The organism is Devosia sp. A369 (assembly GCF_054489345.1).
The window spans coordinates 1-26835 of sequence record NZ_JBTMWV010000022.1 but is presented as its reverse complement, the minus strand read 5'-3'; the positions used below and the strand labels follow the sequence as shown (position 1 = coordinate 26835).

At 62.7% G+C, this 26835-nt stretch carries 22 protein-coding genes; 9 read left to right on the top strand and 13 right to left on the bottom strand.

Annotated features, from left to right (window positions below; all coding sequences use genetic code 11):
* Nucleotides 1-4: 4 nt before the first annotated feature.
* Nucleotides 5-340, bottom strand: a complete 336-nt coding sequence (locus tag ACX3OZ_RS18165; protein WP_459097098.1) for a hypothetical protein — start codon at nucleotides 338-340, stop codon at nucleotides 5-7.
* Nucleotides 341-474: 134 nt separating this feature from the next.
* Complete coding sequence (metH, locus tag ACX3OZ_RS18160; RefSeq protein WP_459105119.1) at nucleotides 475-4224, bottom strand: methionine synthase; 3750 nt, start codon at nucleotides 4222-4224, stop codon at nucleotides 475-477.
* Nucleotides 4225-4483: 259 nt separating this feature from the next.
* Between metH and ACX3OZ_RS18155 the strand changes: the two genes are divergently transcribed.
* The 7 genes from ACX3OZ_RS18155 (at nucleotide 4484) to ACX3OZ_RS18125 (ending at nucleotide 11908) form a co-directional block, all read left to right on the top strand.
* Nucleotides 4484-5524 (top strand): septal ring lytic transglycosylase RlpA family protein, encoded by a 1041-nt coding sequence (locus ACX3OZ_RS18155; RefSeq protein WP_459097100.1) that lies wholly within the window; start codon nucleotides 4484-4486, stop codon nucleotides 5522-5524.
* 44 nt (nucleotides 5525-5568) lie between these two features.
* Nucleotides 5569-6714, top strand: a complete 1146-nt coding sequence (locus ACX3OZ_RS18150; protein WP_459105118.1) for a D-alanyl-D-alanine carboxypeptidase family protein — start codon at nucleotides 5569-5571, stop codon at nucleotides 6712-6714.
* Between the two features lie 285 nt (nucleotides 6715-6999).
* Nucleotides 7000-7689, top strand: a complete 690-nt coding sequence (gene tmk, locus ACX3OZ_RS18145; protein WP_459105117.1) for a dTMP kinase — start codon at nucleotides 7000-7002, stop codon at nucleotides 7687-7689.
* Nucleotides 7686-8741 (top strand): AAA family ATPase, encoded by a 1056-nt coding sequence (locus ACX3OZ_RS18140; protein ID WP_459105116.1) that lies wholly within the window; start codon nucleotides 7686-7688, stop codon nucleotides 8739-8741. The genes tmk and ACX3OZ_RS18140 overlap by 4 nt, the downstream gene beginning before the upstream one ends.
* Nucleotides 8738-10288, top strand: coding sequence for a methionine--tRNA ligase (gene metG / locus ACX3OZ_RS18135; RefSeq protein WP_459105115.1), 1551 nt, complete (start codon nucleotides 8738-8740; stop codon nucleotides 10286-10288). Before ACX3OZ_RS18140 ends, metG begins: the two co-directional genes overlap by 4 nt.
* Nucleotides 10289-11068: a TatD family hydrolase gene (locus ACX3OZ_RS18130; protein WP_459097105.1), complete on the top strand. Its 780-nt coding sequence runs from the start codon at nucleotides 10289-10291 to the stop codon at nucleotides 11066-11068. It begins immediately after the preceding gene.
* 3 nt (nucleotides 11069-11071) lie between these two features.
* Nucleotides 11072-11908 (top strand): MBL fold metallo-hydrolase, encoded by an 837-nt coding sequence (locus ACX3OZ_RS18125; RefSeq protein WP_459097106.1) that lies wholly within the window; start codon nucleotides 11072-11074, stop codon nucleotides 11906-11908.
* A 4-nt stretch (nucleotides 11909-11912) separates the two neighbouring features.
* On the opposite strand, the gene ACX3OZ_RS18120 is transcribed toward ACX3OZ_RS18125, so the two are convergent.
* The 7 genes from ACX3OZ_RS18120 to ACX3OZ_RS18090 all read right to left on the bottom strand — a co-directional run bounded on the left by ACX3OZ_RS18120 (nucleotide 11913) and on the right by ACX3OZ_RS18090 (nucleotide 18577).
* On the bottom strand, nucleotides 11913-12914 hold the full coding sequence (locus tag ACX3OZ_RS18120; RefSeq protein WP_459105114.1) for a TIGR03842 family LLM class F420-dependent oxidoreductase: 1002 nt from the start codon (nucleotides 12912-12914) through the stop codon (nucleotides 11913-11915).
* A gap of 97 nt (nucleotides 12915-13011) precedes the next feature.
* Complete coding sequence (locus ACX3OZ_RS18115; RefSeq protein ID WP_459097108.1) at nucleotides 13012-13797, bottom strand: ABC transporter ATP-binding protein; 786 nt, start codon at nucleotides 13795-13797, stop codon at nucleotides 13012-13014.
* Complete coding sequence (locus tag ACX3OZ_RS18110; protein ID WP_459097109.1) at nucleotides 13794-14807, bottom strand: putative F420-0 ABC transporter permease subunit; 1014 nt, start codon at nucleotides 14805-14807, stop codon at nucleotides 13794-13796. The genes ACX3OZ_RS18115 and ACX3OZ_RS18110 overlap by 4 nt, the downstream gene beginning before the upstream one ends.
* On the bottom strand, nucleotides 14804-15751 hold the full coding sequence (locus ACX3OZ_RS18105; RefSeq protein WP_459097110.1) for a putative F420-0 ABC transporter substrate-binding protein: 948 nt from the start codon (nucleotides 15749-15751) through the stop codon (nucleotides 14804-14806). Before ACX3OZ_RS18105 ends, ACX3OZ_RS18110 begins: the two co-directional genes overlap by 4 nt.
* 5 nt (nucleotides 15752-15756) lie before the next feature.
* The gene (cofE, locus tag ACX3OZ_RS18100; RefSeq protein ID WP_459097111.1) at nucleotides 15757-16587 is read right to left on the bottom strand and encodes a coenzyme F420-0:L-glutamate ligase; all 831 of its coding nucleotides are present in this window, start codon (nucleotides 16585-16587) and stop codon (nucleotides 15757-15759) included.
* Between the two features lie 12 nt (nucleotides 16588-16599).
* A complete protein-coding gene (fgd, locus tag ACX3OZ_RS18095; RefSeq protein WP_459097112.1) occupies nucleotides 16600-17613 on the bottom strand; it encodes a glucose-6-phosphate dehydrogenase (coenzyme-F420) in 1014 nt (337 codons plus the stop codon).
* 229 nt (nucleotides 17614-17842) lie between these two features.
* Nucleotides 17843-18577, bottom strand: coding sequence for a phosphotransferase enzyme family protein (locus tag ACX3OZ_RS18090; protein WP_459097120.1), 735 nt, complete (start codon nucleotides 18575-18577; stop codon nucleotides 17843-17845).
* Between the two features lie 104 nt (nucleotides 18578-18681).
* On the opposite strand from ACX3OZ_RS18090, the gene mazG reads away from it, so the two are divergent.
* Nucleotides 18682-19491, top strand: coding sequence for a nucleoside triphosphate pyrophosphohydrolase (mazG, locus tag ACX3OZ_RS18085; RefSeq protein WP_459097121.1), 810 nt, complete (start codon nucleotides 18682-18684; stop codon nucleotides 19489-19491).
* 7 nt (nucleotides 19492-19498) lie between these two features.
* Here mazG and hflX read toward each other — a convergent pair whose 3' ends face one another.
* From hflX to ACX3OZ_RS18065, 4 genes are all read right to left on the bottom strand, one after another.
* A complete protein-coding gene (gene hflX, locus ACX3OZ_RS18080; RefSeq protein WP_459097122.1) occupies nucleotides 19499-20854 on the bottom strand; it encodes a GTPase HflX in 1356 nt (451 codons plus the stop codon).
* An 8-nt stretch (nucleotides 20855-20862) separates the two neighbouring features.
* Nucleotides 20863-21114: an RNA chaperone Hfq gene (gene hfq / locus ACX3OZ_RS18075; RefSeq protein WP_459097123.1), complete on the bottom strand. Its 252-nt coding sequence runs from the start codon at nucleotides 21112-21114 to the stop codon at nucleotides 20863-20865.
* Between the two features lie 184 nt (nucleotides 21115-21298).
* Nucleotides 21299-22681, bottom strand: coding sequence for a nitrogen assimilation response regulator NtrX (gene ntrX, locus ACX3OZ_RS18070; protein ID WP_459097124.1), 1383 nt, complete (start codon nucleotides 22679-22681; stop codon nucleotides 21299-21301).
* A complete protein-coding gene (locus ACX3OZ_RS18065; RefSeq protein WP_459097125.1) occupies nucleotides 22681-25017 on the bottom strand; it encodes a sensor histidine kinase NtrY-like in 2337 nt (778 codons plus the stop codon). Before ACX3OZ_RS18065 ends, ntrX begins: the two co-directional genes overlap by 1 nt.
* A gap of 575 nt (nucleotides 25018-25592) precedes the next feature.
* Here ACX3OZ_RS18065 and ACX3OZ_RS18060 point away from each other — a divergent pair.
* Nucleotides 25593-26798 carry a hypothetical protein gene (locus ACX3OZ_RS18060; RefSeq protein ID WP_459105113.1) on the top strand — a complete coding sequence of 402 codons (1206 nt, stop codon included), beginning with the start codon at nucleotides 25593-25595 and terminating at the stop codon, nucleotides 26796-26798.
* Nucleotides 26799-26835 lie beyond the last annotated feature (37 nt).

Here is a 26835-nt window from a genome sequence, read left to right as displayed (position 1 = left end):
CCCCTCACTCCAGCCGAAACGCCCGCGCCACCTCGTGATCGCGCAGCCCCAGCGCCGGCAATTCCCCGCGCAGCGCCGCCCGCAGCCGGTCGATATCGCTAACCGCGCTGGCATCCACCACCACGCGGGTAAACCTCGCCCGCGCACCGCTCCGCATTTCATGCAGCAGATTATACAGCAGCGCCCTAACATCACTCTGTGCCGTGCAGGCTACGCATTGCACGCCATCCGCATGGTCATGCCCGGTGCCGGCCGGCAGGCGGAGCAGGGCGGTCTCGCTGTCCAGCTCCGGCAACGCACCAGTTACCAATGTGACGGGGATTTGTTCAATGCGCGCCATGAGTTACCCCCTCCTAGCCTCCCCCTGACAGGGGGAGGAACATATCAAGTTCTTGACGAGATTATCGCCCGCCCACCGCTCTGTTCCTCCCCCTGTCAGGGGGAGGTTAGGAGGGGGTATCCCACAAAAAACCGCTACTCCGCCGCCACGACCTGCGTCGGAATATAGTTCAAAATCGGCCCGAGCCAGCGTTCCACCTCGGCCAGCGGCATAGCCTTGCGCGCGGCATAATCCGCCACCTGATCGCGTTCCACCTTGGCCACGCCGAAATAATACGACTCCGGATGACTGAAATAGAGGCCGGACACCGACGAGCCGGGCCACATGGCATAGCTCTCGGTCAGAGTCACCCCGGCATTCTTCTCGGCATCAAGCAGGCGGAACAGCGTGGTCTTCTCGGTATGGTCCGGCTGGGCGGGATAGCCCGGCGCCGGACGAATACCGCGATAGGGCTCGCTGGCCAGTTCCTCGGGGGAATAGCTCTCGTCCGCGGCATAGCCCCAATATTCCTTGCGCACCCGCTCATGCATGGCCTCGGCCATGGCTTCGGCATAGCGGTCGGCCAGCGCCTTGACCAAAATCGAGGAATAGTCGTCGTTGACGCGCTCGAAGCGGTCGGCGATCGCCACTTCCTCAATGCCGGCCGTGACCACGAAGCCGCCGAGATAGTCCGGCGTGCCGACCGGGGCCACGAAGTCCGACAGCGCCATATGCGGCTTGCCATCGCGCCGGCTCAGTTGCTGGCGCAGGGTGAACAGGGTCGCCAGTTCCTCGCTGCGGCCTTCATCGGTGAACAGCTTCACGTCATCGCCGACGCCATTGGCCGGCCAGAAGCCGAGCACGGCGCGCGGGCGGAACCACTTTTCGTCAATGATCTGCTTGAGCATGCGCTGCGCATCCTCGAACAATTGCCGTGCCGCTTCGCCCTGCCGCTCGTCGGTGAGGATGTTGGGATAGCGGCCCTTGAACTCCCAGGTCTGGAAGAACGGCGTCCAGTCAATATAGGCCGACAGCGTTTCCAGATCGACATCGTCGATCACCTTGGTGCCGAGAAAGCTCGGCTTGGGCGGGCTATAGCCGGCCCAGTCGGGCTTGAAGCTGTTGGCGCGGGCCACCGCCAGCGGCACCCGCTTCTTCTCGCTCTCGGCCCGCTCATGCGCGGCAGCGGCGCGGGCATATTCCTTTTGGATATCCGCGATGAAGCTGACCTTGGTGTCGGCCGACAGCAGATTGCCGACCACGCCCACGGCGCGGCTGGCGTCGTTGACATGCACGGCCTGGCCCAGATTGTAGCGCGGGTGGATTTTCACCGCCGTATGCACGCGGCTGGTGGTCGCCCCGCCGATCAGCAGCGGAATGTTGAAGCCTTCGCGCTCCATTTCAGCGGCCACATGCACCATCTCGTCCAGCGACGGGGTGATCAGCCCCGACAGCCCGATAATGTCGACATTCAGCTCCTTGGCCGTCGCCAGGATCTTTTCCGCCGACACCATGACCCCGAGATCGATGATTTCGTAGTTGTTGCAGCTCAGCACGACGCCGACGATATTCTTGCCGATATCGTGCACGTCGCCCTTGACCGTCGCCATCAGGATCTTGCCGGCGCTCTGGCGGCCGGCAGCATCGCCATTGGCGTCCTTTTCGGCCTCCATATAGGGCAGCAGCAGCGCCACGGCCTGCTTCATCACGCGCGCCGATTTCACCACCTGCGGCAGGAACATCTTGCCCGAGCCGAACAGGTCGCCAACGATGCCCATGCCGGCCATCAGCGGGCCTTCGATCACATGCAGCGGCCGCTCGGCCTTGAGCCGGGCTTCCTCGGTGTCGGCGTCGATATATTCGGTGATGCCGTTGACCAGCGCGTGCGCAATGCGGTCCTCGACCGAGCGCTCGCGCCAGGTCAGATCCTTGGCGGCGGCTTCCTTGCCGGCGGTGCCGCGATAGCGTTCGGCCAGCGCCAGCAACCGGTCGGTGCCATCCTCGCGGCGATTGAGGATCACGTCCTCGCAGGCATCGCGCAGTTCGGGGTCGATGCTGTCATAGACGATCAGTTGCCCGGCATTGACGATGCCCATGTCCATGCCATTCTGGATGGCACAGTACAGGAACACGGCATGCATCGCCTCGCGCACCGGCTCATTGCCGCGGAACGAGAAACTCAGATTGGAGATACCGCCCGAAATATGCACATGGGGCAGGGTGGCGGTAATGTCCTTCGTCGCTTCGATGAAATCGACGCCGTAATTATTGTGCTCCTCGATGCCGGTGGCGATCGCGAACACGTTGGGATCGAAGATGATATCTTCGGGCGGGAACCCGACCTCTTCGGTCAGGAGCTGATAGGCGCGGGTGCAGATTGCGACCTTGCGTTCGCGCGTATCGGCCTGGCCCTGCTCGTCAAACGCCATCACCACCACGGCAGCACCATAGGCGCGCACCAGCCGCGCATGATGCAGGAACGCCTCTTCGCCCTCCTTCATCGAGATGGAATTGACCAGCGCCTTGCCCTGCACGCATTTCAGGCCCGCCTCGATCACCTCCCATTTGGAGCTGTCGATCATCAGCGGCACGCGGGCGATTTCGGGTTCGGCGGCCAGCAGGTTGAGGAAATCGACCATCACCTGCTTACTGTCGATCAGCCCCTCATCCATGTTGATGTCGATGATCTGGGCGCCATTGGCCACCTGATCGCGCGCCACATCGAGCGCGGCGGTATAGTCGCCGGCGGTGATCAGCTTGCGGAAGCGGGCCGAGCCGGTGACGTTGGTGCGCTCGCCGATATTGACGAAGGGAGTGTCCTTGGTCAGCGTGAACGGCTCCAGCCCGGCCAGCCGCAGCAGGCGCTTCGGCTTGGCGATGGGGCGCGGCTTGTGCTTGGCCACAGCCTCGGCAATGGCGCGGATATGGTCCGGCGTCGAGCCGCAGCAGCCGCCGACAATGTTGACATAGCCCGCTTCGGCAAAGCCCTCGATCTGCTCGGCCATGAATTCGGGCGTCTCGTCATATTGACCAAACGCATTGGGCAGCCCGGCATTGGGATAGGCGCAGACAAAGGTGTCGGCGATATCGGACAGCTCGCCCAGATGCGCCCGCATGGCATTGGCGCCCAGCGCACAGTTCAGCCCGATGGTGATCGGATTGGCATGGCGCAGCGAATACCAGAACGCCGTCGGCGTCTGTCCGGAGAGGGTCCGGCCGGACAGATCGGTGATGGTGCCCGAAATCATGATCGGCACATCGATGCCGCGTTCCTCGAACAGCCGCTGCGCCGCAAAAATGCCGGCCTTGGTGTTGAGCGTATCGGTGATGGTCTCGAACAGCAGCAGATCGGCGCCGGCATCGAGCAGCCCGCGAATGGCTTCGCTATAGGCATCGCGCAGTTGATCGAAAGTGATCGAACGATAGCCGGGACTGGTCACATCGGTCGACATGGAGGACGTCTTGGTGGTCGGCCCGATGGCCCCGGCCACAAACCGCCGCCGACCATCCTCCGCTTCGGCGCGCAATGCCGCCCGCCGCGCCACCATCACGCCCTGATAATTGATGTCGTAAACCGCGCTTTCGCAGCCATAGTCGGCCTGCGCCACCGAGGTGGCCGAAAACGTGTTGGTCTCGGCGATATCGGCCCCGGCCATGAAATACTGGTAGTGGATATCCTCGATCCGCTCCGGCTCGGTCAGCACCAGCAGGTCGTTATTGCCCTTCAGCGGCAGCTTCCAGTCCTTGAAGCGCTCGCCGCGGAAATTATGTTCGTCCAGCCCGAGCCGCTGAATCATGGTGCCCATGGCCCCATCGAGAATCAGGATGCGCTCCTGCGCCGCCTTGGTCAGCGCGCTGCGGACCTCGTTCCAATTGGGGATGTGGGGGTGCTCATGCTGGCTCATCGCCATCTACCTCAGTTCAGTCAGGCCATACTCGCCGGTGACATAAAGATATCTTTATATCAGGAATTTCGCAACCCACCGCGCGTGGATCACTTTTGTCGCGGTTCCTTAGCGCATTGCCGTCAAATGCGACATCGACTGGTAACAGTCTGTTGGCCTTAACCTCATCGAAACCAGAAAACTGTTCTGTGCGTCCAAGCGCTGCCCGATCGGCTATCATCGGAGCTCGCCTCGTCTTGTGTTTAGAGTATTGCGTACCGTGACGACGACCCCCTGGCGCCAAACCGCCCGTTTCGTGGCCCTCGCGACCCTGATCGCCCCGATCCTCGCTGCCTGCGTTGGCGGCGGCACCGGCGCAACGGTCAAACGTGCCGCCTTCTCCTCCTCGGAATATGGCGTCGGCGTGTCTCCCCGCGTCACCACCAATCCCAATCCGCCCAAGGGCGGCGGCCGCTATCAGGTCGGCAAGCCCTATACGGTGCGCGGCAAGACCTATGTGCCGCAGGAAGACCCGACCTATGTCGCCAGCGGCGACGCCTCCTGGTACGGCTCGGATTTCCACGGCCGCCGCACCGCCAATGGCGAAATCTTCTCGGCCAATGCCCTGACCGGCGCGCATCCGACCCTGCCGCTGCCCTCCTATGTCCGCGTCACCAACGAGGCCAATGGCCGCTCGGTGGTGGTCCGCGTCAACGATCGTGGCCCCTATATGCCGGGCCGCATCATGGATCTGTCGCATCGCGCCGCCGAAATGCTCGGCTACGTCAATAACGGCCACACCCAGATCACCGCGCAATATGTCGGCCCGGCGCCGCTCGAAGGCGACGACACCCGCCAGCTGGTCGCCAGCTATTCCGGCCCGTCCGATTTCGGCGGCACCACCCGCACCGCTTACGCCGACAACACCAATAGCCTGGCCGATATCGCCGGCAATTTCTTTGGCGGCTTGTTCTCCTATGCCGATACCACCCCGCAGGCGCAGGATGCCAACATCACCAGCGCCCATGCTGCGGTCACCGCCATGGCCACCCGCGCCGGCGATCTCGATTCCTGGGTGCAGGCCGTCGATGCCGATGCGCGCTCGATCAAGCTGAGCCTCGGCATTTTCGCCGATCAGAACAATGCCATCGCGCTGGCCGAACGCTTCGCCGTACTCGGCGCTGTTGATGAGGAAGCCGTGACGGTCAATGGTCGCGCCGCAACGCGGCTGACCCTGACCCATCTCAAGCCCGGCGTCGGCAGAGTTGATGCGCTCGATCTGGCCCGCGAACTTGGCCTCAATGACATAAAACTATATTAGTATTGGGAGCCGGACAGGCCGGCTGCCAACAGGACGGGATGATCGTGAAACGGATCTGGCAGATATTGACCGCGACGCTGGTCTTGACTGCGCCGGTACTGGCGCAGGCCGAGTTCGACACCAAGGCCAAATTCGCCATTCTGATGGACGAAGACTCCGGCACGGTGATCTTCCAGAAGGACGCCGATCTGCCGATGGAGCCGGCCAGCATGGCCAAGCTCATGACCGTCGCCGTGGTGTTCAACGATATCCGCGATGGCCGCCTGTCGATGAGCGACGAGTTTTTCGTCTCCGAACACGCCTGGCGCACCGGCGGCGCCAAGTCGGGCGGCTCGACCATGTTCGCCGAACTCAATTCGCAGATCGCCGTCGAGGATCTGATCCGCTCGGTCATCATCCAGTCGGGCAATGATGCCGCCATCGTGCTGGCCGAAGGCATTGCCGGCTCCGAGGGCAGCTTTGCCGCGATGATGAACGAGCTGGGCGAGGATATCGGGCTCACCGATTCCCACTTCACCAATCCCACCGGCCTGCCGGACCCCGACATGTATGTCACCGCCCGCGATCTGGCCGATCTGGCGCGCTATCTGATCGATGAATTCCCGCAATATTACCACTACTTCTCCGAGCCGGAGATGGAGTGGAACAAGATCAAGCAGCCTAACCGCAATTCGCTGGTGGAATTGGGCATTGGCGTCGACGGCCTCAAGACCGGCCACACGGAAGCTGCCGGTTACGGATCGGTGATTTCCACCGATCAGGGCGGTCGCCGGCTGATCGCCGTGGTGCATGGCCTGACGTCCATGGCGCAACGCACCGAAGAGGGCCGCAAGCTGATCACCTGGGGCGCCCGCGCCTTCGAACGGGTCGCCGCCTATCCCGAAGGCGCCATCGTGGCCTATGCCAATGTCTATGGCGGCACCAGCTCCAGCGTTGGGCTGATCGGCGATGGCGAGGTGGCGCTCTATCTGCCGCGCGGCTCGCGCAAATGCCTCAACGCCTCGGTGAGCTATACCGGCCCGCTGCTGCCGCCGGTGCAGCAGGGCGACAAGATTGCCGAATTGCGCGTGTTCTGCGATGACCAGCTGGTCCAGGTCGCCCCGCTTTACGCCGCCGAAACGGTTGGGCAGGGCGATATCGTCCGCAAAGCCACCGACGCCCTCAAGCAGCTGGCCCTGGGCTGGCTGTAGGCTGCAACATCATAATTCTGGCAATTAAACGCGGTGTCATCCCGGCCTTGAGCCGGGACCCATCCTGAGATGGTTTCACCGGCATGATCTCGAGATGGGCCCAGGCTCAAGGCCGGGGTGACATCGGGGGTGGGGCAATATCGCAAGCCCCGCACTCGTCCCCCTCACTCCCGCCCCATACCCTCTTCACTTGACGGGCGCGCAGCAGTTCCATAGCCCTCGGGTTAGGCCCGATTTTAACGCGCGGTGGACGTGACCAGGATCGGGCCAGTGGAAGACGGACATATGTTGCACCAAACTCCCAAAGCCAATCGCGCCCGTTTCATCACCTTTGAGGGTGGTGAAGGCGTCGGCAAATCCACCCAGGTCAAACGCCTGCTGCAAAACCTGCAGCGGCTGCGCATTGAGGTCGTGCGCACCCGCGAGCCCGGCGGCACCCCAAAGGCCGAGGCGATCCGCTCCTTCATCCTGCAGGGGCGCTCCGAAAGCTGGGGCGCCGGCGCTGAAGCCGTGCTGTTCGCCGCCGCGCGCCTCGATCACGTCACCCAGCTCATCGCTCCCAATCTGCGCAACGGCGTCTGGGTGCTGTCCGACCGCTTCCATGATTCCACGCGCGCCTATCAGGGCCTGACCGGCGGCGTACCCGACAAGCTGATTGCCGGCCTCGAATCCCTGGCCCTCGACGGCCATACGCCCGATCTCACCATCGTGCTCGACATGGACCCCGACCTCGCCTTCAAGCGCGTCGCCGAGCGCGCTGTCGAAGATGGGCTGGCGCTGACCGGCGACCGCTTCGAAAAGGAAGAGATCGAGTGGCACAAGCGGCTGCGCGACGGCTTTCTCGCCATCGCCCGCGACAATCCTGAGCGCTGCATCGTCATCTCGGCCGACCAGTCGGTCGACGCTCTGGAAGCGGCGATCTGGGACGCCGTGCGCCAGCGCTTTCCAGAATTGCTGGGTGGGGCGCAGGCATGAGCGATCCTGACGCCATTGCCGGTCTGGCCACCCCGGAACGCCGCCAGTTGGCGCGTGGCCATGATGACGTCCGCGCCGCCATCCTCAGCCAGTTGGCCGAGCGCCGCCTGCCGGGCGCCATTCTGCTGCATGGGCCGCAGGGCATCGGCAAGGCCACCTTCGCCTTTGAAATGGCCGCCGCCATCTTTGTCGCCACCGGCGACGAGGACGCTCAGCGCGTCGACGAACAGATTGCCTCACTGTCGCATCCCAATCTGTTTCTGGTGCGCCGCACCCTCAACAAGACCGGCAGCAAGATCAGCGCCACTATCTCGGTCGACCAGATCGCCCGCCGCGACAGCGGCGATAGCCATCCGCTGCGTGATCGCCTGCACCAGACGCGCGGCCGCAGCGGCTACCGCGTCGCCATCATCGACAGCATTGACGATCTGAACCCGTCCGCCGCCAATGCGCTGCTGAAAATCCTCGAGGAGCCGCCGGCTGAGACCATCTTCCTCTTGGTCTCGCATCGCCCCGGCCAATTGCTGCCCACCATCCGCTCGCGCTGCCACAGCATCGCGCTGCGCCCGCTCAGCGACGACCTCGTGCGCGCCGTATTGGTCGAGCAGGACGGTGCCATGGGGCAGGGCGAGATTGACCGCGCCGTGGCTTTGGCCGGTGGCCGCCCGCGCCGCGCCTTCGAGACCTTGGCGCTGGAGCCGGAATCGGCCTTGGGCGCCTTGCAGGCCTGGCTGGTCAATCCGGCCCAGCACCCCGCCGGCGTCAGCCTCAAGCTGGCCGAGGCGCTCGGCGCTGACCCGACCAGCACCGAACTCAGCTTTGCCCGCGAGATGCTGGATGACTGGATGGCCGACGAGGCCCGCAACGCCGCCATGCAGCCGCATTCCCGTATCCGTCTTGCCTCGGCAACCGAGCTATGGGACAAGGCTCACGCCCTTTTCGCTGATGCCGACAGCATCAATCTGGATATGAAACAGACGCTCATTGCCATCTTTGATGCAATCCGAAAGCATGTTTCATTGACCGCCCCCGTTTCTGCCGAGCCCCTATGACCCTCAAGCCGTTTTACGTCACGACCGCGATTTCCTATCCCAATGGCGCGCCTCATATCGGCCACGCCTATGAGATGATTGCGACCGACGCCATCGCCCGCTGGAAGCGCCTGGAAGGGCGCGAGGTGTATTTCCTCACCGGCACCGATGAGCACGGCATCAAGATGGTGCAGACCGCCGCCGCGCAGGGCATAACCACCCGCGAGCTGGCCGACCGCAACTCGGCCGAGTTCAAGCGGCTGGCCGCAGCGCTCGACGTGTCCAACGACGATTTCATTCGCACCACCGAGCCGCGCCACCATGCGGCCAGCCAGGCAATCTGGGAAAAGATGGCCGCCAATCACGACGGCGACATTTTCCAGTCCACCTACAAGGGCTGGTACTCGGTTCGCGACGAAGCCTATTTCGATGATGGCGAGCTGACCGAAAAAGACGGCAAGAAATTCGCCCCCTCCGGCGCCCCCGTCGAATGGGTCGAAGAGCCCAGCTATTTCTTCCGCCTCTCGGCCTATCAGCAGAAGCTGCTCGACCTCTACGAGACCAATCCCGACTTCATCGCTCCCAAGGAGCGCCGCAACGAGATCATCTCCTTCGTGAAGGGCGGGCTGCAGGACCTCTCCATCTCCCGCACCACCTTTGACTGGGGCATCCCGGTGCCGGGCGCGCCTGGGCACGTGATGTATGTGTGGATCGACGCGCTGACCAATTACATCACCGGCGTCGGCTTCCCCGACGAAGCCAGTGAGCTATTCAAGAAGTTCTGGCCGGCGGACCTGCATGTCATCGGCAAGGACATCATCCGCTTCCACACCGTCTATTGGCCCGCTTTCCTGATGAGCGCCGGCATCGACGTGCAGCATCGCGTCTTCGCCCATGGCTTCCTCACCGTTGACGGCCAGAAGATGAGCAAGTCGCTCGGCAACGTCATCGACCCGTTCGAGCTGATCGAGGAGTTCGGCGTCGACGCCGCGCGCTACTTCTTCCTGCGCGAAGTTTCCTTCGGCCATGATGGCGATTACAGCCACGACAAGCTGGTGCTGCGCGTCAACGCCGACCTCGCCAACAACCTCGGCAATCTGGCGCAGCGCTCGCTGTCGATGATCAACAAGAACTGCGACGCCAAGGTGCCGCAGCCCGGTCCCCTGACCGAAGCCGATCAGGCGCTGATCGATGAAGTCACTGCCGCCCTCGACACCGCCCAGAAGGCCATGGACGAGCAACTGGTGCATGAAGCCACCGGTGCCATCATTGCCGCCCTCAGCTCGGCCAATAATTACTTTGCCGCTCAGGAACCCTGGGCGCTGAAAAAGACCGATCCGGCCCGCATGGGCACCGTACTCTACGTTACGGCTGACACCGTGCGGCGCCTGACCATCCCGATGCAGGCCTTTGTGCCGGCCTCGGCGGCTCGGCTGCTCGATCAGCTCAGCGTGCCACAAGAAAACCGTCAGCTTTCTGACAGCAAACTGTCAGCATGCTTGCAGCCGGGGCTTGAACTTCCGGCGCCGCAGGGCGTGTTCGCCCGCCTCGAACGCAAGGCCGAATAAATGCTGATCGACAGCCATTGCCACCTCGATTTCGAGGCCCTGGCCAATGATATCGACGGCGTTCTGGCCCGTGCCGAGGCCGCCGGCGTCACCGGCATGGTGACGATATCCACACATGTGGATAAGTTTTCCACATACGCCGCCATCGCCGAACGCTACCCCAATATCTGGTGTTCGGTCGGCACCCATCCGCATCACGCGGACCAGGAACTGCATATACAAACGGATGATCTTGTCCGGCTAAGTGCCCATCCCCGTTGCGTTGCTATCGGCGAAGCCGGGCTGGATTACTTCTACGACAACGCCCCGCGCGAGGCGCAAAAGACTGGTCTGCTGCGCCACATCGCCGCCGCCAGGATCACCGGTCTTCCACTGGTTATCCACAGCCGCGCCGCTGACGACGACATGGCGGCGATCCTCGAAGCCGAGAGCGGGCAGGGGGCCTTCCCCTTCGTGCTGCACTGCTTCACCGCCGGCGTCGACCTCGCCCGCCGCGCCTTGGCGCTGGGCGGCTACATCTCTTTCTCCGGCATCATCACCTTCAAGAACGCCGAAGAGATCCGCGAAGTCGCCAAATTCGTTCCGGCTGACCGCTATCTCGTTGAAACTGATGCACCTTATCTGGCGCCGATCCCGCATCGCGGCCAGTCCAACGAGCCCAGCTACGTCCGCCACACCGCCGAAAAGCTGGCAGAAACCCGCGGCATTTCGCTCGAACAGCTCGGCGCCGAAACCACGGCCAACTTCGCCCGGCTATTCAGCAAAACCGGGCTTGCTTGAACCATGCCGGCAGCCCAACGGATCGTTGCAACCATCCTTGGCTGCGGTTCATCCGGCGGCGTTCCGCGCATCGGCAATGTCTGGGGCGACTGCGATCCGGCCAATCCGCGCAACCGGCGGCTGCGATGTTCGCTGCTGCTGGAAGGGTTTAGCGAGGGCAGCGACCAACCGACCCGCGTGCTGATCGACACCGGCTGCGACCTGCGCGAGCAGCTCCTCACCGCCAATGTCGACCGCGTCGAGGCGGTGCTTTACACCCACTCCCACGCCGACCACACCCACGGCATCGACGACCTCAGAGTGCTGGCCTTGCACAATCGCCGCCGCGTCGACGTTTACGCCGACGCCGAAACCAGCGAGCGCCTGCACGAAGCCTTCGGCTATTGCTTCATCGCGCCCCCCGGCAGTGACTACCCGCCCATCCTCAACGCCCACACCATCGCTGCCGGCGATGTGCTCACCGTCGACGGTCCCGGCGGGACAATTAGCGTCAGCGCATTCGAGCAAGCCCATGGAAACATTATCTCTTTGGGTTTCCGCGTCGCCAATTTTGCCTATTGCTGCGACCTCTCAGGCTTCCCTGAATCCTCATTCGCCGCCATCTCCGGCCTCGATCTCTGGATCATCGACGCCCTGCGCCATGCCCCGCATCCGAGCCATCTCAGTCTGCCGGAAACCCTCGACTGGATCGACCGTTTCGCCCCGAAACAGGCCGTACTGACCAATATGCATATCGACCTCGACTACGCTCACACCGACGCAGAAACGCCGGGGAATGTGACCCCGGCGTTTGATGGCATGCAGATCGATGTGCTCAGCGGCGCGATTTTGAACCGCTAAAACCTTAGCGGAACGCCGGGATCACGTGGCGGCCATAGCCGGCAATGATCTCTTCCTCGTCGCCGCTATCGAGATAGATGTTGAACTGGGTCACGCCGGCGGCCTTCAGCGCCTTCATCTTGGCGATGTGATCCTCGGGTTCGCCCAGCACGCAGAAATTCTCCACCACATCGGGGGTAATGAAGTCGAGGAAAGGGTTATCCGACTGGCCGTGCTTGGAATAATCATAGCCCCGGCGCTTCTCAACATAGCTGGTCAGGCTCTTGGGGATCTGGTCGTTGTCGGCGCCGTATTTCTCTACGATATCAGCAACATGGTTGCCCACCATGGCCGGGAACCACTTGGTCGCTTCAATGGCGCGGGCCTTGTCGCCGAAATAGGCCGGCGCGGCGGCCATGGAGCGGAAGTTCGACATGTCGCGGCCAGCGGCCTTGCCGGCGTCGAGGCACTGGTCGGTGAACCATTTGCACAGGCCCGGATCGGCCAGCTGCAGCACCACGCCATCGGCATGTTCGCCGGCGGTCTTGAGCGCCAGCGGGCCGTAAGCGGCAATCCAGCTTGGCATTTCATGGCCCACGGCCCAGGGGAATTTCACCGGCGCCGGGATTTCGCCATAGCTGACCTCCTCGCCGCGCACCATGGCCTGGGTCTTGGAGATGAATTCGGTGACGCGGGCCAAAGTCGCCGGCTTCTTGCCCATGACGCGCATCGAGCTATCGCCCCGGCCCACGGCCAGATCAAAGCGCCCGCCGCTCTGCTTGGACAGCGAACCGAAAATCGAAGCGGCGACGGACCAGTCGCGCACGTCCGGATTGGTCACCAGCGGACCAAAGCGCATCTTGGTGGTGTGTTCCATGCACATGGCAATGGCGGCGTAGCAGTCGCGCCAGAGAATGTGGGAATCGTAGAACCAGCAATAGCTGAACCCGGCATATTCGGCGGCGCGCACCAGGTAACGTGCGCGTTCCGCTTCAATGAAGCCTTTGAAAGTGATGCCGAATTCCATAAGCGCCTCCCGCCGTGTGATCTTAAATTTGACCGTTCGATCAAAATTTGAGTTGAAGCCGTGTCATTGTCAATCGCAATTGCGCGGCGGCATCGATTTATCCGGGCAGGTCATAAGCGATCAGCGGCTTGCCGTTGCTGGGATGGCGCAGCAGCACCGCGTTGACGCCATAGACCTCGCGCAGCAGGGCAGGGGTCAGCACCTGCTCCGGCGGCCCCGACGCCACCTGCTTGCCGCCATGCAGCACCACCAGGCAATCGCAGAAAGCAGCCGCCAGATTGAGATCATGCAGCGCCAGCAACACCGTCGCGCCAGCCCGAGCGCGGCGGCGCAACAGCTCCAGCGTGGCGAGCTGCGCATGAATATCGAGATGGTTGGTCGGCTCATCGAGGATCAGCAATCTGGGTTGCTGCGCCAGCGCGCGCGCCAGCTGGATGCGCTGCTGCTCGCCTCCCGACAGCGTGTGGTAGAGCCGGTCGGCAAATGCCGTCATGTCGACTTCGGCCATGGCGGCATCGACCACAGCAAGGTCGTCAGGGGAGGGGGCTGATTGCCAGACCGGCTGAAACGGAATGCGGCCCAGCATCACAACATCGCGCACCGCCAGCCGCTCTTCAGTGCCGCCGCTCTGCTCGACAAAGGCGGTGAATTGCGCCCGGCTGCGCCGCGGCAGCGCCAGCAGGTCGGCATCATCAAAGCGCACCGAACCGCCAGCCAGCGGCACCAGTCCGAGCATGGCATGCATCAGCGTGGATTTTCCGGCACCATTGGGGCCGATCAGACCCGTGACCTGACCCGGTCTGGCCGCCAGATCGATGCCGCTGAGAATGGTCTGCGCGCCCAGCCGCACCGTGACCCCGGCAATGGCCAGCCCGGCGCTCATGTGACCCGCCGATAGCGCAGTAGTACGATGAGAAAAATCGGCGCGCCGAGCAGGGCAGTGATGATCCCCACAGGCAATTCGCGCGGCGCAAACAGGCTGCGCGCCGCCGTATCGGTCCAGATCATGAAGCATGCGCCCAGCAGCATGGAAATCGGCAGCAGCACGCGATGGCGCGAGCCGGTGAGCAGCCGCGCCAGATGCGGAATGATCAGCCCGACAAAGCCGATCGCGCCGCCGATAGACACCAGCACGCCGGTCAGCAGCGCCGTGCCACCCAGCAGCCACCAGCGCAGCCGGGCAACATCGACACCCAGCGCAGCGGCCGCCGTGTCGCCAAAGGCAAAGGCGTCGAGTGAACGGCCGGACAGCAGCACCGGCAGGCCGGCCAGCGCCAGCGCCGCCAGCACCAGCAGCGCGTCGGCCCAGACCACGCCACCCAGCGAGCCCATCAGCCAGCTCAGGATTTCACGATAGGAATCACCGGTCGCCGACCAAAAAATGAGGAACGAGGTGGCAGCGGCGGCCAGCGCCGAAATCGAAATGCCGGCGAGAATGGCCCGACTTGGCGTGGCCCCGCCCAGCAATTGCGTCACCAGAAGAGTCAGCGCCATCGCCGCCCCAGCGCCAAGAAACGCACCCAATGGCATCAGCAGCGACGCGCCGAGCAACAGAAAGCCAACCGCACCAAGCGACGCGCCCGAGGACAGCCCCAGCAGATAAGGATCGGCCAGTGGGTTGCGCATCAGCGCTTGCATCACCGCGCCACACAGCGCCAGCCCTGCGCCAACGCCAGCGGCGGCCAGCACGCGCGGCAGGCGCAATTCCCAGATAATGGCATCGCGCAACCGGCTCACCGGGCTCTCGGCCACGAGCCCGAAATGATAGGCAATAGTCTGCCACACTTCGGTTGGCGCGATATCGGCCGGACCAAACGTCACCGCCAGCACCAGGCTGGCGAACAGCAGCACCAACAGCCCAAGGCCAAGTGTCGCCAGCCGAGGCTGCGTCACGGCGTAAAACTGAGCCGGGCGAGCTGAGCGGCCATATCGGCCGTGGCCCCGACGTTGCGCACGCCGGCCTCGGCGGCGGGGAAAGGCACGATCAGATAGCGCTGGTGGGCGACGGCGTCGAGCTTGCTGGTGATCGGGTTTTCCGCCAGAAACTCCTGTTTCCGGGCTGCCGGATTGCCGATTGAATCGACCAGCACGATGACATCTGGATTGGCATCGACCACGGCTTCCCAGCTGACCGACACCCAGCCCTCATCGACGCCGGCCATGATGTTTTCCAGCCCCAGCGCCTCCAGCATCATTTGCGGCGCATTGCTGCCGGCCCCGACATAAGGGGTCTTGCTGGCGGAGGAATACCAGAGCGCGGTCAGGCCGCGCATGTCCGGCACGATGGCCGCCAGCGCGGCCCGCTGTTCGGCAATCAGTGCCTCGGCCGCTGGCGCGGCGTCAAACATGGTGCCGATTTCAGCGATTTCGTTGAATACAGCCTCAAAAGTCAGCTTTGGCGGTTTGATCGAGCGACAGGCCGGCGGCGACACATAACTGGCAACGCCCAATGCCGCCAGCGTGGCGCGTTCGCCAGCGCCATCAGCGGAGAAATTGCTCTCCCAGCCGGCATAAACCAGATCCGGCTCGGCTTCGAGCACCACTTCGGGCGACGGAGCCTTGTCGGCCAGTACCGGCAATGTTGCCGCTTGCGCGGCCCATGGTTCGGGCACCGGCCCATCCATGAAGCCAATGCCGACGATCCGCTCGCCGAGCCCCAGCGCCAGCAGCATTTCGGTGGTGGTGGATTTGATGGTCACTACGCGTTGCGGCGCGGCCGCCAGCGTTACGGTCTCACCGCAATTTTCGAGGGTCAATGGATAGCTGGTTTGCGCCAGCACGACAGTGGATGAAGCCGCCAGCAGGGCAAAGGCAAGGAACGAGGGCAGGGGGCGCATGAGGGTCAGTCCTGTTTAACGCGTTTGGGCGGGCGGACTGCGACCTCGTTGTGGTCCGCCAGTGCCGCCTCGTAGCCTAGGCGATAGGCCTCGGCCGAGCCGAAGCGGAACATGTCGTCATCCACCGAGCGCACCAGCGTATGAGCTCCGGGCGCATCGAGCGCCGTCACCAGATGGCCGAGGCCGCGCACCACGGCGACCGGAATGCCGCTGGCCTTGCCCTTGACCAGATCGGCGGCGCCGGCGATTTCGTCGGCCAGCACGGTGATGGTGACATTGAGCGGCCGACCATTGGCATCGACACCGCCGCGCAGATCGTCGGTGACAATAATCCCCGCCGCGCCAATGGCCACGTCGGTCTGCCCGACGCGCCATGGCCGGCCAAAAGTGTCGGTGACGACAATGCCCAGCTCGACGCCAAAGCGCCGACGCAGCCCGGCGCAGAGGTCGCGCGCCGAACGGTCCGGGTCTTCCGGCAGGCGCAATGCCAGTCCATCGGGCACATTGGACGTGTCGATACCGGCCGCGGCCATGATCAGCCCGTGGCGGGTTTCAACGATCTGGGTGACGCCGCCCGGATGCACGCGCTCGGCCACGACGCGCACCGTGTCCTCGGCAATGGCCTTTTCGCGGTCGACGACCGGCACCTGCCGGCCTTCGGCTTTAGAGACGATTTTACTGGTGATCACCAGGATATCGCCATCCCGCAGCGCGGCGTCGGCATCCTTGCTGGTGGTCTCATCGATGGCCTTGGCGATCAGCGCGACGAGGTCATCGCCCGCACCGATCTCCGGTACGCCGGTGACCCCCCAAACGCTGTAGCGTGGCAGTGGCATGATCGACTGGTCCTAGCTGGTGGCCTTGGGCGCCAACGCCCGCAGCCGTGGCAGGATTTCCCTGGCGTAAAGCGCAATGAAGCGGCTCTGGTCTTCGCCCGGCGCATGAAACACCAGATGATCAAAGCCATAGTCCATATAGGTCTTGATGGCCTGGACATGCTCCTCGGGGTCACTGGAGACGATCCAGCGCTTGGCGATGCGCTCGATCGGCAATTGTGCGGCCAACCGCTCCATTTCCGCCGGATCTTCCACCGAATGCTTTTCTTCCGGTGTCAGCGACAGCGCCGCCCAGCTGCGCGTATTATTGAGCGCGGCCTCGGCATCGGGATCGAACGAGACCTTGACCTCGATCATGCGCTCAAAGGGCAGGGCAGCCCGATCGGATTCAGCGCGGCCAATGGCAACATTGGGGAGCAGAATGTCCTTATAGAGCTCCTCGCCCTTGCCGGATGTGCAGATAAAGCCATCGCCGGCACGCCCGGCATATTTGGCATTGAGCGGCCCGGCACCAGCCAGATAGATCGGCACCATTTTGTCCGGACGATCATAAATCGTCGCATTCTGCGTACGATAGAATTCGCCTTCGAAACTGACGCGCTCTTCGCTCCACAGCTTGCGGATCAGCGCCACGGCCTCGCGCAGGCGCGCCGAACGCTCCTTGAGTTCGGGCCACACCATGCCGGTGGCCGGAACTTCATTGAGCGACTCGCCAGTGCCGACGCCCAGAATGACGCGTTCGGGGAACATCGCGCCCAGCGTGCCAAAGGCCTGCGCGACAACGGATGGATGCAGCCGAAAGGTCGGCGTCAGCACTGAAGTGCCGACCACCAGCTTTTCCGTGCGCGCCAGGACCGCAGCCATCCAGGCCGGCGCAAACGGCGCATGGCCGTCGGTATGCTTCCAAGGCTGGAAATGGTCGCTGATGAACACCGACTCGAAGCCAGCCTGTTCGGCCTCGATAGCGAACTGCAGCAGCCGGTTGGGCGCGAATTGTTCAGCGGATGCCTTATAACCGAAGCGCATGCACATCCTCCAATGCTCAGCGTCGTTTCTGATAGTTTGACCAAACGGTCAAAATTGTCCATCGCAATTATGCAGGCTCAATGGCGAATTTCGCCAGATAATCCACTTCTGATGTCCATTTTAGTTCCATAATATATATTATGCGAATAGCGGATAGGCACGGGCGGCAGCGCTGCGGGTGTCGCCCGCAATGCAATCTGGCGTTGGTCATCTTTGTAACTGTGGCCGTTCAGACCACCCGAACTTCGGCAAGCCGCTTGATGGCGTATTCGTCTTGCCAGCAAACGGCAGCTTCCCAGGCAGCCGAGGCCTGCGCGGCGATGTCATAGGTGTCGCCTTCCAGACCCGCCGCGTTGTGCGGCAGCACCAGGTCAAGGTCCGGCACGTCGACATGCGTTTCGTCCCAGTCGATCAGCGCGACTCGATCTGCGGTGATGCGGACGTTGCCAGCGCTGTTGGGGTTGCCGTGGACGACGCAGGTCTGGCGCCCGACGAGGCGCGCCCACGCGGCTCGGCAACGGGCAACGGCCTCCGGCGGCATCGCGGTAAGATCGATCCTTGTCCCCTTCTCGGCGTGCAGCAGATCCGTCGATGACCGCCAGCCCGGGCGCTGCGGCCAGCCCTGCGTCAACCGATGCAACTCGCGGACCGTATCGGCCACGCGACGCCAGTCGGCCGCGGTCTCGGGCGGTCCGCCCTCCATATATTTCATCACCACCAAGCCGCCCGCAAACAGTCGGCCGTCCGTGGTGGGGATAGGCACTGGCACGGTCAGACCTTCACGGTCGAGGTATTGGAGGAGCCCTGCCTCCCATGCGAGATCGGCGTCGCTCCTTGTACCGAGACGACCGACTGCCAGTTGCCCGCGAATGCGTACGCTCCACACGTCGTTGGCAACGCCGCCAGCGAGCGGCTCGAGGCGAACGACGTCCTCACCCCACTGTCCGAGCGCTTCCCATCCCACTAGCGACATCCCCGTCCAATCCGATTTGCGCGAACTTAACTTGAGCCCAAGCCCTGAACAACTAAGCTCAACGAAATCACGATTCCTCCCGCTCCGAGAATCCCATGCAGCCATCCCGCGATATTGCCCGCCTGATCGAAATCATGGCCGCCTTGCGCAATCCAGTCGGCGGCTGCCCGTGGGATCTGGAGCAGGATTTCGCCTCCATCCGCCACTACACCATCGAAGAAGCCTATGAGGTGGCTGACGCCATTGAGCGACAGGACTTTGCCGATCTGCGCGAGGAATTGGGCGATCTGCTGCTGCAGCCGATCTATCATGCCCAGATGGCCAGCGAGGCCGGCCACTTCGAAATCGGCGACGTGATCTACGGCATCACCGAAAAGCTTATCCGGCGCCATCCCCATGTCTTCGGCGATCTGGACGCCGCTGATTCCGAAGCGGCCAAGACCCGCTGGGAGGCCATCAAGGCCGAGGAACGCGCTTCCAAAGCCGCGCGCAAGGGCGACACCACGCCATCGCTGCTGGACGATGTGCCCAATGTGCTCCCTGCCCTGGCCCGCGCCGAAAAGCTCACCAAACGCGCCGCCAAGGTTGGTTTCGACTGGCCGGATTTCGCTGCGGTGAAAGCTAAAGTGGATGAGGAACTGGCCGAAGTCACCGACGCGCAGGCGTCCGGCGATCCGGCCGCCGTACATGAAGAAATCGGCGACCTGCTGTTTGCCGTGGCCAATCTGGCGCGGCATGCCGGCGTCGATGCCGAAGCCGCGTTGCGCGACGCCAATTTCAAATTCACCCGCCGCTTCCACTATGTGGAAGAACGCTGCCGGGAAGACGGCGTCGAGCCATCAGCCGCCGGACTGGAGCGGCTGGATGGCTATTGGAATGAAGTCCGCGCGGCGGACAAGGGCTAAGCCGCTCTTAAGCGTCCGAACTCTCGATCCGCCCGTTGAACCGCTCCAGAAACGCCGTCTTGTGCCGGGGATCGATCCGCACGACGAAGCCCGAGCCCTGTTCGGTCGGTTCGTCGCGGGAAATGATTTCCGCGTGAGCATGCAGCCAACCGATATCGGCGCCGGCACTATGCGGCACATGGACGTGATAGGTCCGGCTTTTCTCGGCCAGCGCGGTTTCGATGGCTAGTTTGAGGGCATCGATCCCCTGCCCGGTCAGCGCCGACGCCGTCACCGTAGCCGCGACCTTGCCGATTGGCGTGATGCCAATTAGAGCGTCTTCGCTGACCAGATCGGCCTTGTTCCACACTTCGATGATCGTCGTGGTCTCGGCTGAAACGCCCAGATCGCCGAGCACTTTCATCACGTCAAACGCCTGCGCCGCGTGATCGGAATTGGCAATGTCGCGGGCGTGCAAAATCACGTCGGCGTCCACCACCTCTTCCAGCGTGGCACGAAACGCCGCCACCAGATCGGTCGGCAGATCGGCGACGAACCCCACCGTATCGCTCAGCACGACATTGCGGCCATGCGGCAGTTCCAACTGCCGCACCGTGGTGTCGAGGGTGGCAAACAGCAGATCCTGGGCGAACACCCCTGCCCCGGTCAAGGCATTGAACAGGCTGGATTTTCCGGCATTAGTATAACCGACCAAGGCCACGATCGGCGTACCCTTGCGCTGCTGGCGCTGCTGGGCGCGGGTCTTTTTGACCTTGTCCAGCCGATTTTCCAGCAGCACGATACGGTCGAGAATCTGCCGACGGTCGCTTTCGATCTGGGTTTCGCCCGGCCCCCCCATGAAACCGCTGCCGCCACTGCCGCGCTGGCGCTCAAGGTGGGTCCAGGAGCGGACTAGCCGCCCCTTCTGGTAGTTGAGATGGGCGAGTTCGACCTGCAGCACGCCTTCGCGTGTCGCGGCGCGTTCGCCAAAAATTTCGAGGATCAGCGCCGTTCGGTCCAGCACCTTGGTGCCGGTCTCGGTTTCGAGATTGCGCTGCTGGATCGGCGTCAGTGGCGCATCAACCAGGAGCAAATCGATCTTTTCGGCCGCCACCCGCTCGGCCAGCGTTTCGACATGACCGCCGCCGATAAAGGTAGCCGGCTTGATTTCCCGCACCTTGACGATTTCGGAGAACACCACATCGAGGTGGATTGCCTCGGCCAGCCCTTCAAATTCGGACTTGCGGCCTTCGAGCCCATGCAGGGAGAAGACGCCCCGCACATCGGGCACAACCAAGCCGGCGCGGGTCTGTTGCGCGCTGCGATCAATAAACGCCTGCGGGCCGCCCCGCTGGGCGGCCTCGTCGTCGTCAAATTCGGTCATAGAGTTCGTCAGTCGCTATCTTGAGCCTGCTCGGGATCGAACAACTGGATCGGGGCACCCGGCATGATTGTCGAGATCGCGTGCTTATACACCAGTTGCGACTGCGCATCGCGGCGCAGCAATAGGCAGAAATTGTCGAACCAGGTAATCACACCCTGCAGTTTAACCCCGTTCACCAGAAAGATCGTGACCGGCACTTTCTGTTTGCGGACGTGGTTGAGGAAGGAGTCCTGGAGATTTTGTTGTTTTTCGTTTGCCATTTAGGCCTCTTCTCCGCGGCATTACTTGTCGCTGTCGTCGTTGCAATTACCCTGTCAGCCGGCGTTGGAACGGCCGCCCAGTTCCTGCCCGCATGAATTCATCACACGTCGAACACTATGACACAGATCATATTTTATGCCTACCGCGCCAATTGCATGGCGCGGCTTAATTTTCCGGGTCTGTTCAAAGCCCGAGCGATTTGATCTTGCGGTGCAGCGCACTGCGCTCCATGCCGACAAACTCGGCCGTCTTGGAAATATTGCCGCCAAACCGCTCGATCTGCGCCAGCAGATATTGCCTCTCGAACACCTCGCGGGCGTCGCGCAGCGGCAGGCTCATCAGATGCGCCGAAGCGTCGGTGTCGCCCACCGTGGGCAGCACTTCGCCAATGTCGGACGGCAGCATGGCGGCGGTGATCACCCCGTCCTCGGGTTGCTGGTCCTTCATCAGGATCAGCAACCGCTCGATGGAATTGCGCAACTGGCGGGCGTTGCCTGGCCATTCCTGGGCCTGCAGCACGGCCATGGCATCGTCGCCCACGGTCACGCGCTGCAAATTATGCATGCGGCAGACCTGTTCGATGAAGGCGCTGACCAGCGGCGGCACGTCCTCGCGCCGCTCCTTGAGCGGGATCAGCGGCAGCGGCACGATCGACAGCCGGTGGAACAGATCGGAGCGGAATTCGCCGCTTTCGATCTGCGCCGCCACATTCTGCGAACTGGAGGCGATGATACGCACGTCGATCGGCACCGCCTGGGTGCCACCAACGCGGGTGAAGCGGTTGTCGACCAGCGTCCGCAGCAGCGCCGCCTGCGTCGCCGCCGGCAGCGTCGTCACTTCCGACAGATAGAGCGTGCCGCCATGAGCCCGTTCCAGCGCGCCGACCTCGACCTTGAGGATGCCGGTCTTCTCCCGCGCCTCGCGGCCAAACAGCACCACCGGCACCTCTTCGGGCGCATAAAGCGAGGCGTTGATTTCCACGAACGGGGAATCGGCGCGCGGGCTTCGCTGATGGATCATCCGAGCCACCAGCCCCTTGCCGGCGCCTGACGGACCGGAGATGAAAATCCGCGAATTGGTCGGCGCCGACTTGTCGATAATGCCGCGCACCTGCTGCAAGGCCGGCGAGGTGCCCACCATGTCGAGGCTCTTGCTCGCCGAACGCTCCTTCAACTCCGCCACTTCATTGCGCAGCCGCGTCGCTTCCATCGCCCGCTGGGTGATATGCAGCAGCCGGTCGATCTTGAACGGCTTTTCGATATAGTCGTAAGCGCCCCGGCGGATGGCTGACACGGCGGTTTCGACATTGCCGTGACCCGAGATCATCACCACCGGCATATCGGGGTGCTGGCTCTGGAACACGTCGAGCAATTGCAGCCCATCAAGGCGCGAGCCCTGCATCCAGATATCGAGGAACACCAGGCTGGGCCGCCGCCGCGCGATCTCGTTGAGGCCGCTGTCAGCGTCATGCGCCTGGCGGGCCTCAAAGCCTTCGTCTTCCAGGATACCCGCGATCAGGTCGCGGATGTCGTCTTCGTCGTCAATGATGAGAATATCAAGTGCCATTACTTATGAACCACCGCCGAAACGAGCGGTTCCTCCTGTTGGGCGGATTCGGCGTCCGAGCCGCTCGGACGATCCGCCGCTGAAATTTTGCTGGGTGCCTGCAAGGGCAAGGTAAAGGTGACGCAGGCGCCGACCCGGCCATTGGCGTCGGGTTCGGCATCGATGAGTTCGACAATGCCGCCATGCTGTTCGATGATCTTGGCAACGATGGCCAGGCCGAGCCCGGTGCCCTTTTCCCGCGTGGTCATATAGGGCTCGAGCAGGCGCTGCCGGTTTTCCTTGGGCCAGCCCTTGCCGTTATCGGACACGGCGACCCGCGCATGGTTGCCTTCCAGCTGCGCCTCGACCGTGATGATGGGCAATGACCCACCTGAAATATCAATGGTTTCAAACGCTTCCACGGCGTTTTTGATCAAATTGGTCAATGTCTGCGCGATCAGCCGGTTATCGAACCAGGCATAAATGGCGTCATGCGGCAGCAGGGTGTTGATGGTGATTTCGGGCAGGCGCACGCTTTCGAGGAACACCGCCTGGCGCACCGTATCGGACAGGTCGGTCATCTCCGGCGCTGCCTCGGGCATGCGGGCAAAGGCGGAGAATTCATCGACCATCCGCCCGATATCGCCCACCTGGCGCACGATGGTGTTGATGCATTTGTCAAACACCTCGCGGTCATCTTCCAGCCGCGCTCCGTAGCGCCGGCGCAGCCGCTCGGCCGAAAGCTGGATCGGGGTCAGCGGGTTCTTGATTTCATGGGCGATGCGACGCGCGACGTCGGCCCAGGCGCTGGTGCGCTGGGCGGATTCAAGGTCGGTGATGTCGTCAAAGGTCAGCACATAGCCCTTGGATTCGGTGATGGACCCTTCGCGGGTCAGCTGCACCTGATAGGTGCGCCGGTCGGTTTCATTGCCGAGTTGGATCTGGTCGCGCACCTGGCCACGCCGGGCCGAACGGGCCCGCTCCAGCGTCGGGGCCAGCTGCGGCATGACCTGTTCGATCGGCTCGCCCATCAGGTCGATTTCGTCCTGATCGAGCATTTCGCAGGCGCGGGCATTGACCAGCGTCACCGCGCCGAACGGGTCGAGCCCGATAATCCCGGCCGACACGCCTTCCACCACCGCTTCGGTGAACTGGCGGCGCTTTTCGTTCATCTGGCTGGCCGTCACCAGCGCCTCGCGCTGGCTGCGCAACTGTTCGGTCATGCGGTTGAAGCCGTTGGACAAATCGCGCAGATCGCCCCTGCCCTCCTGCACCGGCACCTGCACATCCAGGTCGCCCCGGCTGACGCGATTTGACGCGATCATGAGGTTTCGTATGGGGTCAACGAAGCGGTTGGCTAGCGCGATGCCGATCCACAGCGCCGCCAGCAGCAGCACTACGGCCAAGCCGACATACATGATGGTGAAGGTGATCTGGAACACCAGCCGGTTCGACGCATATTCGCGGTATTCGCTGATATTCTCATCGGTGAGCTGCATATATTCGAGCACCTCGGCCTCAACCGGCCGGGCGACGAACAGATAGGTGTCGTCATAGTTGCGCAGCTTGATCACCGAGCCGACGAGATTGACTCGGCCCGGCGCAATGGCCGCTGGAATGCCCTCAACCAGCCCTTCGGTTATCCCGTCTGGCAAGCGTGGATAGGCCCCCTGCACCGCGATCTGCGCCCGCATCAACGTATCGCCCTGCGCATTGACCAGCGAGGTGAACGGCAAGGAACGGGTGACCGCCAGCGCCGTCAGGATGCGCTGGAACCGCTCCTGGTCCTCGCCGAAGGTGGTGTGGGCCTGCTCGAGTTCCGAGGCGACCCAGATGACGTCATCGCGCAGCACCTGGGCGTGTTCGAGCATGTAGGAGCGCGCCACCAGCCGCGAGCTTTCCACCATGGCGCGGGTGCGCTCGGAGAACCACTGGTCCAGCCCCTGATTGAGCGCAATGGTAGCAACCACGGCCACCAGCGCCGCCGGAATCGCCGCGACCAGCGCAAACATGGTCACCATGCGGATCTGCATGCCGGCGCCGGCCTGCCCCTGCAGCCGCGCCTGAATCAGCAGCACGGCCTCGGTCACCACCAGCGCGATCACCAGCAGCACCAATAGACCGGTGACAATCCAGATCACGGTCCAGACGGTAGTGGATGGTTCGATATTGGTGGTGCCCGACAGAATCAGGAACGACAGCGACGACATCAGCACCGAGGCGAAAACCACAATAAAGCCAAGGATGCGCAGCGGCCGATTATTGCGTGCAGACGCAAACGCCGACCGGGCCGGCTTGGCCTGTTCGTTCACAACGCGCTGCTGATCGCCCTCATTTGGCGCCGTTACTTCAATCATAAATGCCGAAGGCACTCCGTCTCTGCCGCAAGGGGCGGAGTCTGACCCAATTCGCCCAACCCTTCAACACAATTGTTGCCAAAATGTGACACTGACCGCCGACCGCCTACGGCGGTGAAAACGCGCCTGTCTCCCATCACGTAAGGACAGCAATCATCACATATTGACGCCAGACCCTATCATATAGACCGCGCTGACGCCGAAGCGCGGGTGCTCATCAGCTCAGCTGGAGCAATGGCCCTGCGTTGGTTGGCGGTTCGAGTCTCCGCGACCGCCAACCCATGAATGACCTCTGCACGGGGGCCGGAGGTCCCCCAACAATGATCTGGGTGCAAGACGCGCCTGGGGTCGAGACGTGTCAAGTCCGGGGGCGTTGGCATACTGGCGGCACTCGCGATCACTATTCGACGAGGTCGCGCTATCTATTTAGTGAGATTTCACCGGACTCAGAGGCGGTTTGCAAACGAACAAAAACTGACGGATACTATTTCGCGCATACGAAAATTCGGGTGCTTATTTGGGGAAATTCTCATCTCGGGTCAGCTACCCAGTGAGTTGAGATGGGGGCAATAGTTTTGTCGGGGGGCATCGTTAGTAAGAGGAGGATACTCGGCCATCAGGACCTGCAGGCACTGGATGAGGATTTTCATACTGCCTGGACTGGCGCTGGATCAACGCCGTTTCTCGCGGACATCCGTCCATCACAATCCCAGTTCGAATTGGCCGTACTGGCCGTCAAGCAGGTCGGGTTGTCGACGCTACTCGATCGCTACCCCACCCTGGCCATTTGGGCGGTGCTTCACCCCCTCTCGTTGCATTATGGTGAGAGCACTAGCGAGGTATACAGCCATGTCAGCAATTTCTCGGGTGAGGATTTCTCGGACTCCTCGTCCAGAGAAATCCTCAAAGGCAAGTTTCGACTGGCGGCAAGGAAACTCGGGCTGCCTGTTTCAGGCAACGAGCCATCGACCTTGTTTTTCCCACCATTGGGCCCTGCACGCGCGCAACATCGAGAGTTAGCGAAGGCGTTCGTGCAGACGGCGTTGCGCTCTGGTCCTCCGGCGATAGAGGACACGACTGCAGCGCGCCGCTGGCAGCGAGTTGCGGTAATTCAAAGGTGCCCAAATCATCCGCGGTTGCGTGACACCATCCACTATGATGCATCGGCATACTCTGCCCGACAGTTCGAAGCTTGGCGTCAAGGCGAACTTCCTCATGGTGAAGGAGAGGCACACCTTTTCAGTGCCTTCGACGAAGCGTCCGAGATTTATGGTACGCGACGCACCAATCTTGTGGGGGCACCGAAAATCTTCTGGGCCGGAGACTTACTTGGACTCCAGGCGGATCGATCAAGCGGGACGCAATGGGTCCGAATGGGCGTTGTTCCTACCCGAATTTCTGGGGGGCAGCGACTTTCGCTTCCCGCGCCATGGCCTGAGAAGATCACCTGGAGTTCAGCGACATTTAGCCAGGAGATCGCGTTAGCACCGACTGATCGCGAAGCCTTGGTTTTCGATGCCGATACTGGGCAGTTGATCAGTCGGGTTCCATTGGAGCAGGCATATCTGGAGGTCGCAGCCGAGCGGCTGGTGGTGCTCAGCGCCGCTAGCTTCGCTAGCCCTTCATTTGGGGAGGCGATACCGGCCAAGGACGATCGCTGCAATGTCGCCTGGGTCGTTGCGAACGAGGTCATCTGTCAACGGCGGAGTAAAATCCGGCCATTAGGCGGAGCAAGACCAGGCCACCTTTGGCGCGCACATGAGACCGCCGGGAGGGCATAGCCCGAGCGGGGGTCTCATGTGCGCGTGCGATTTTTGA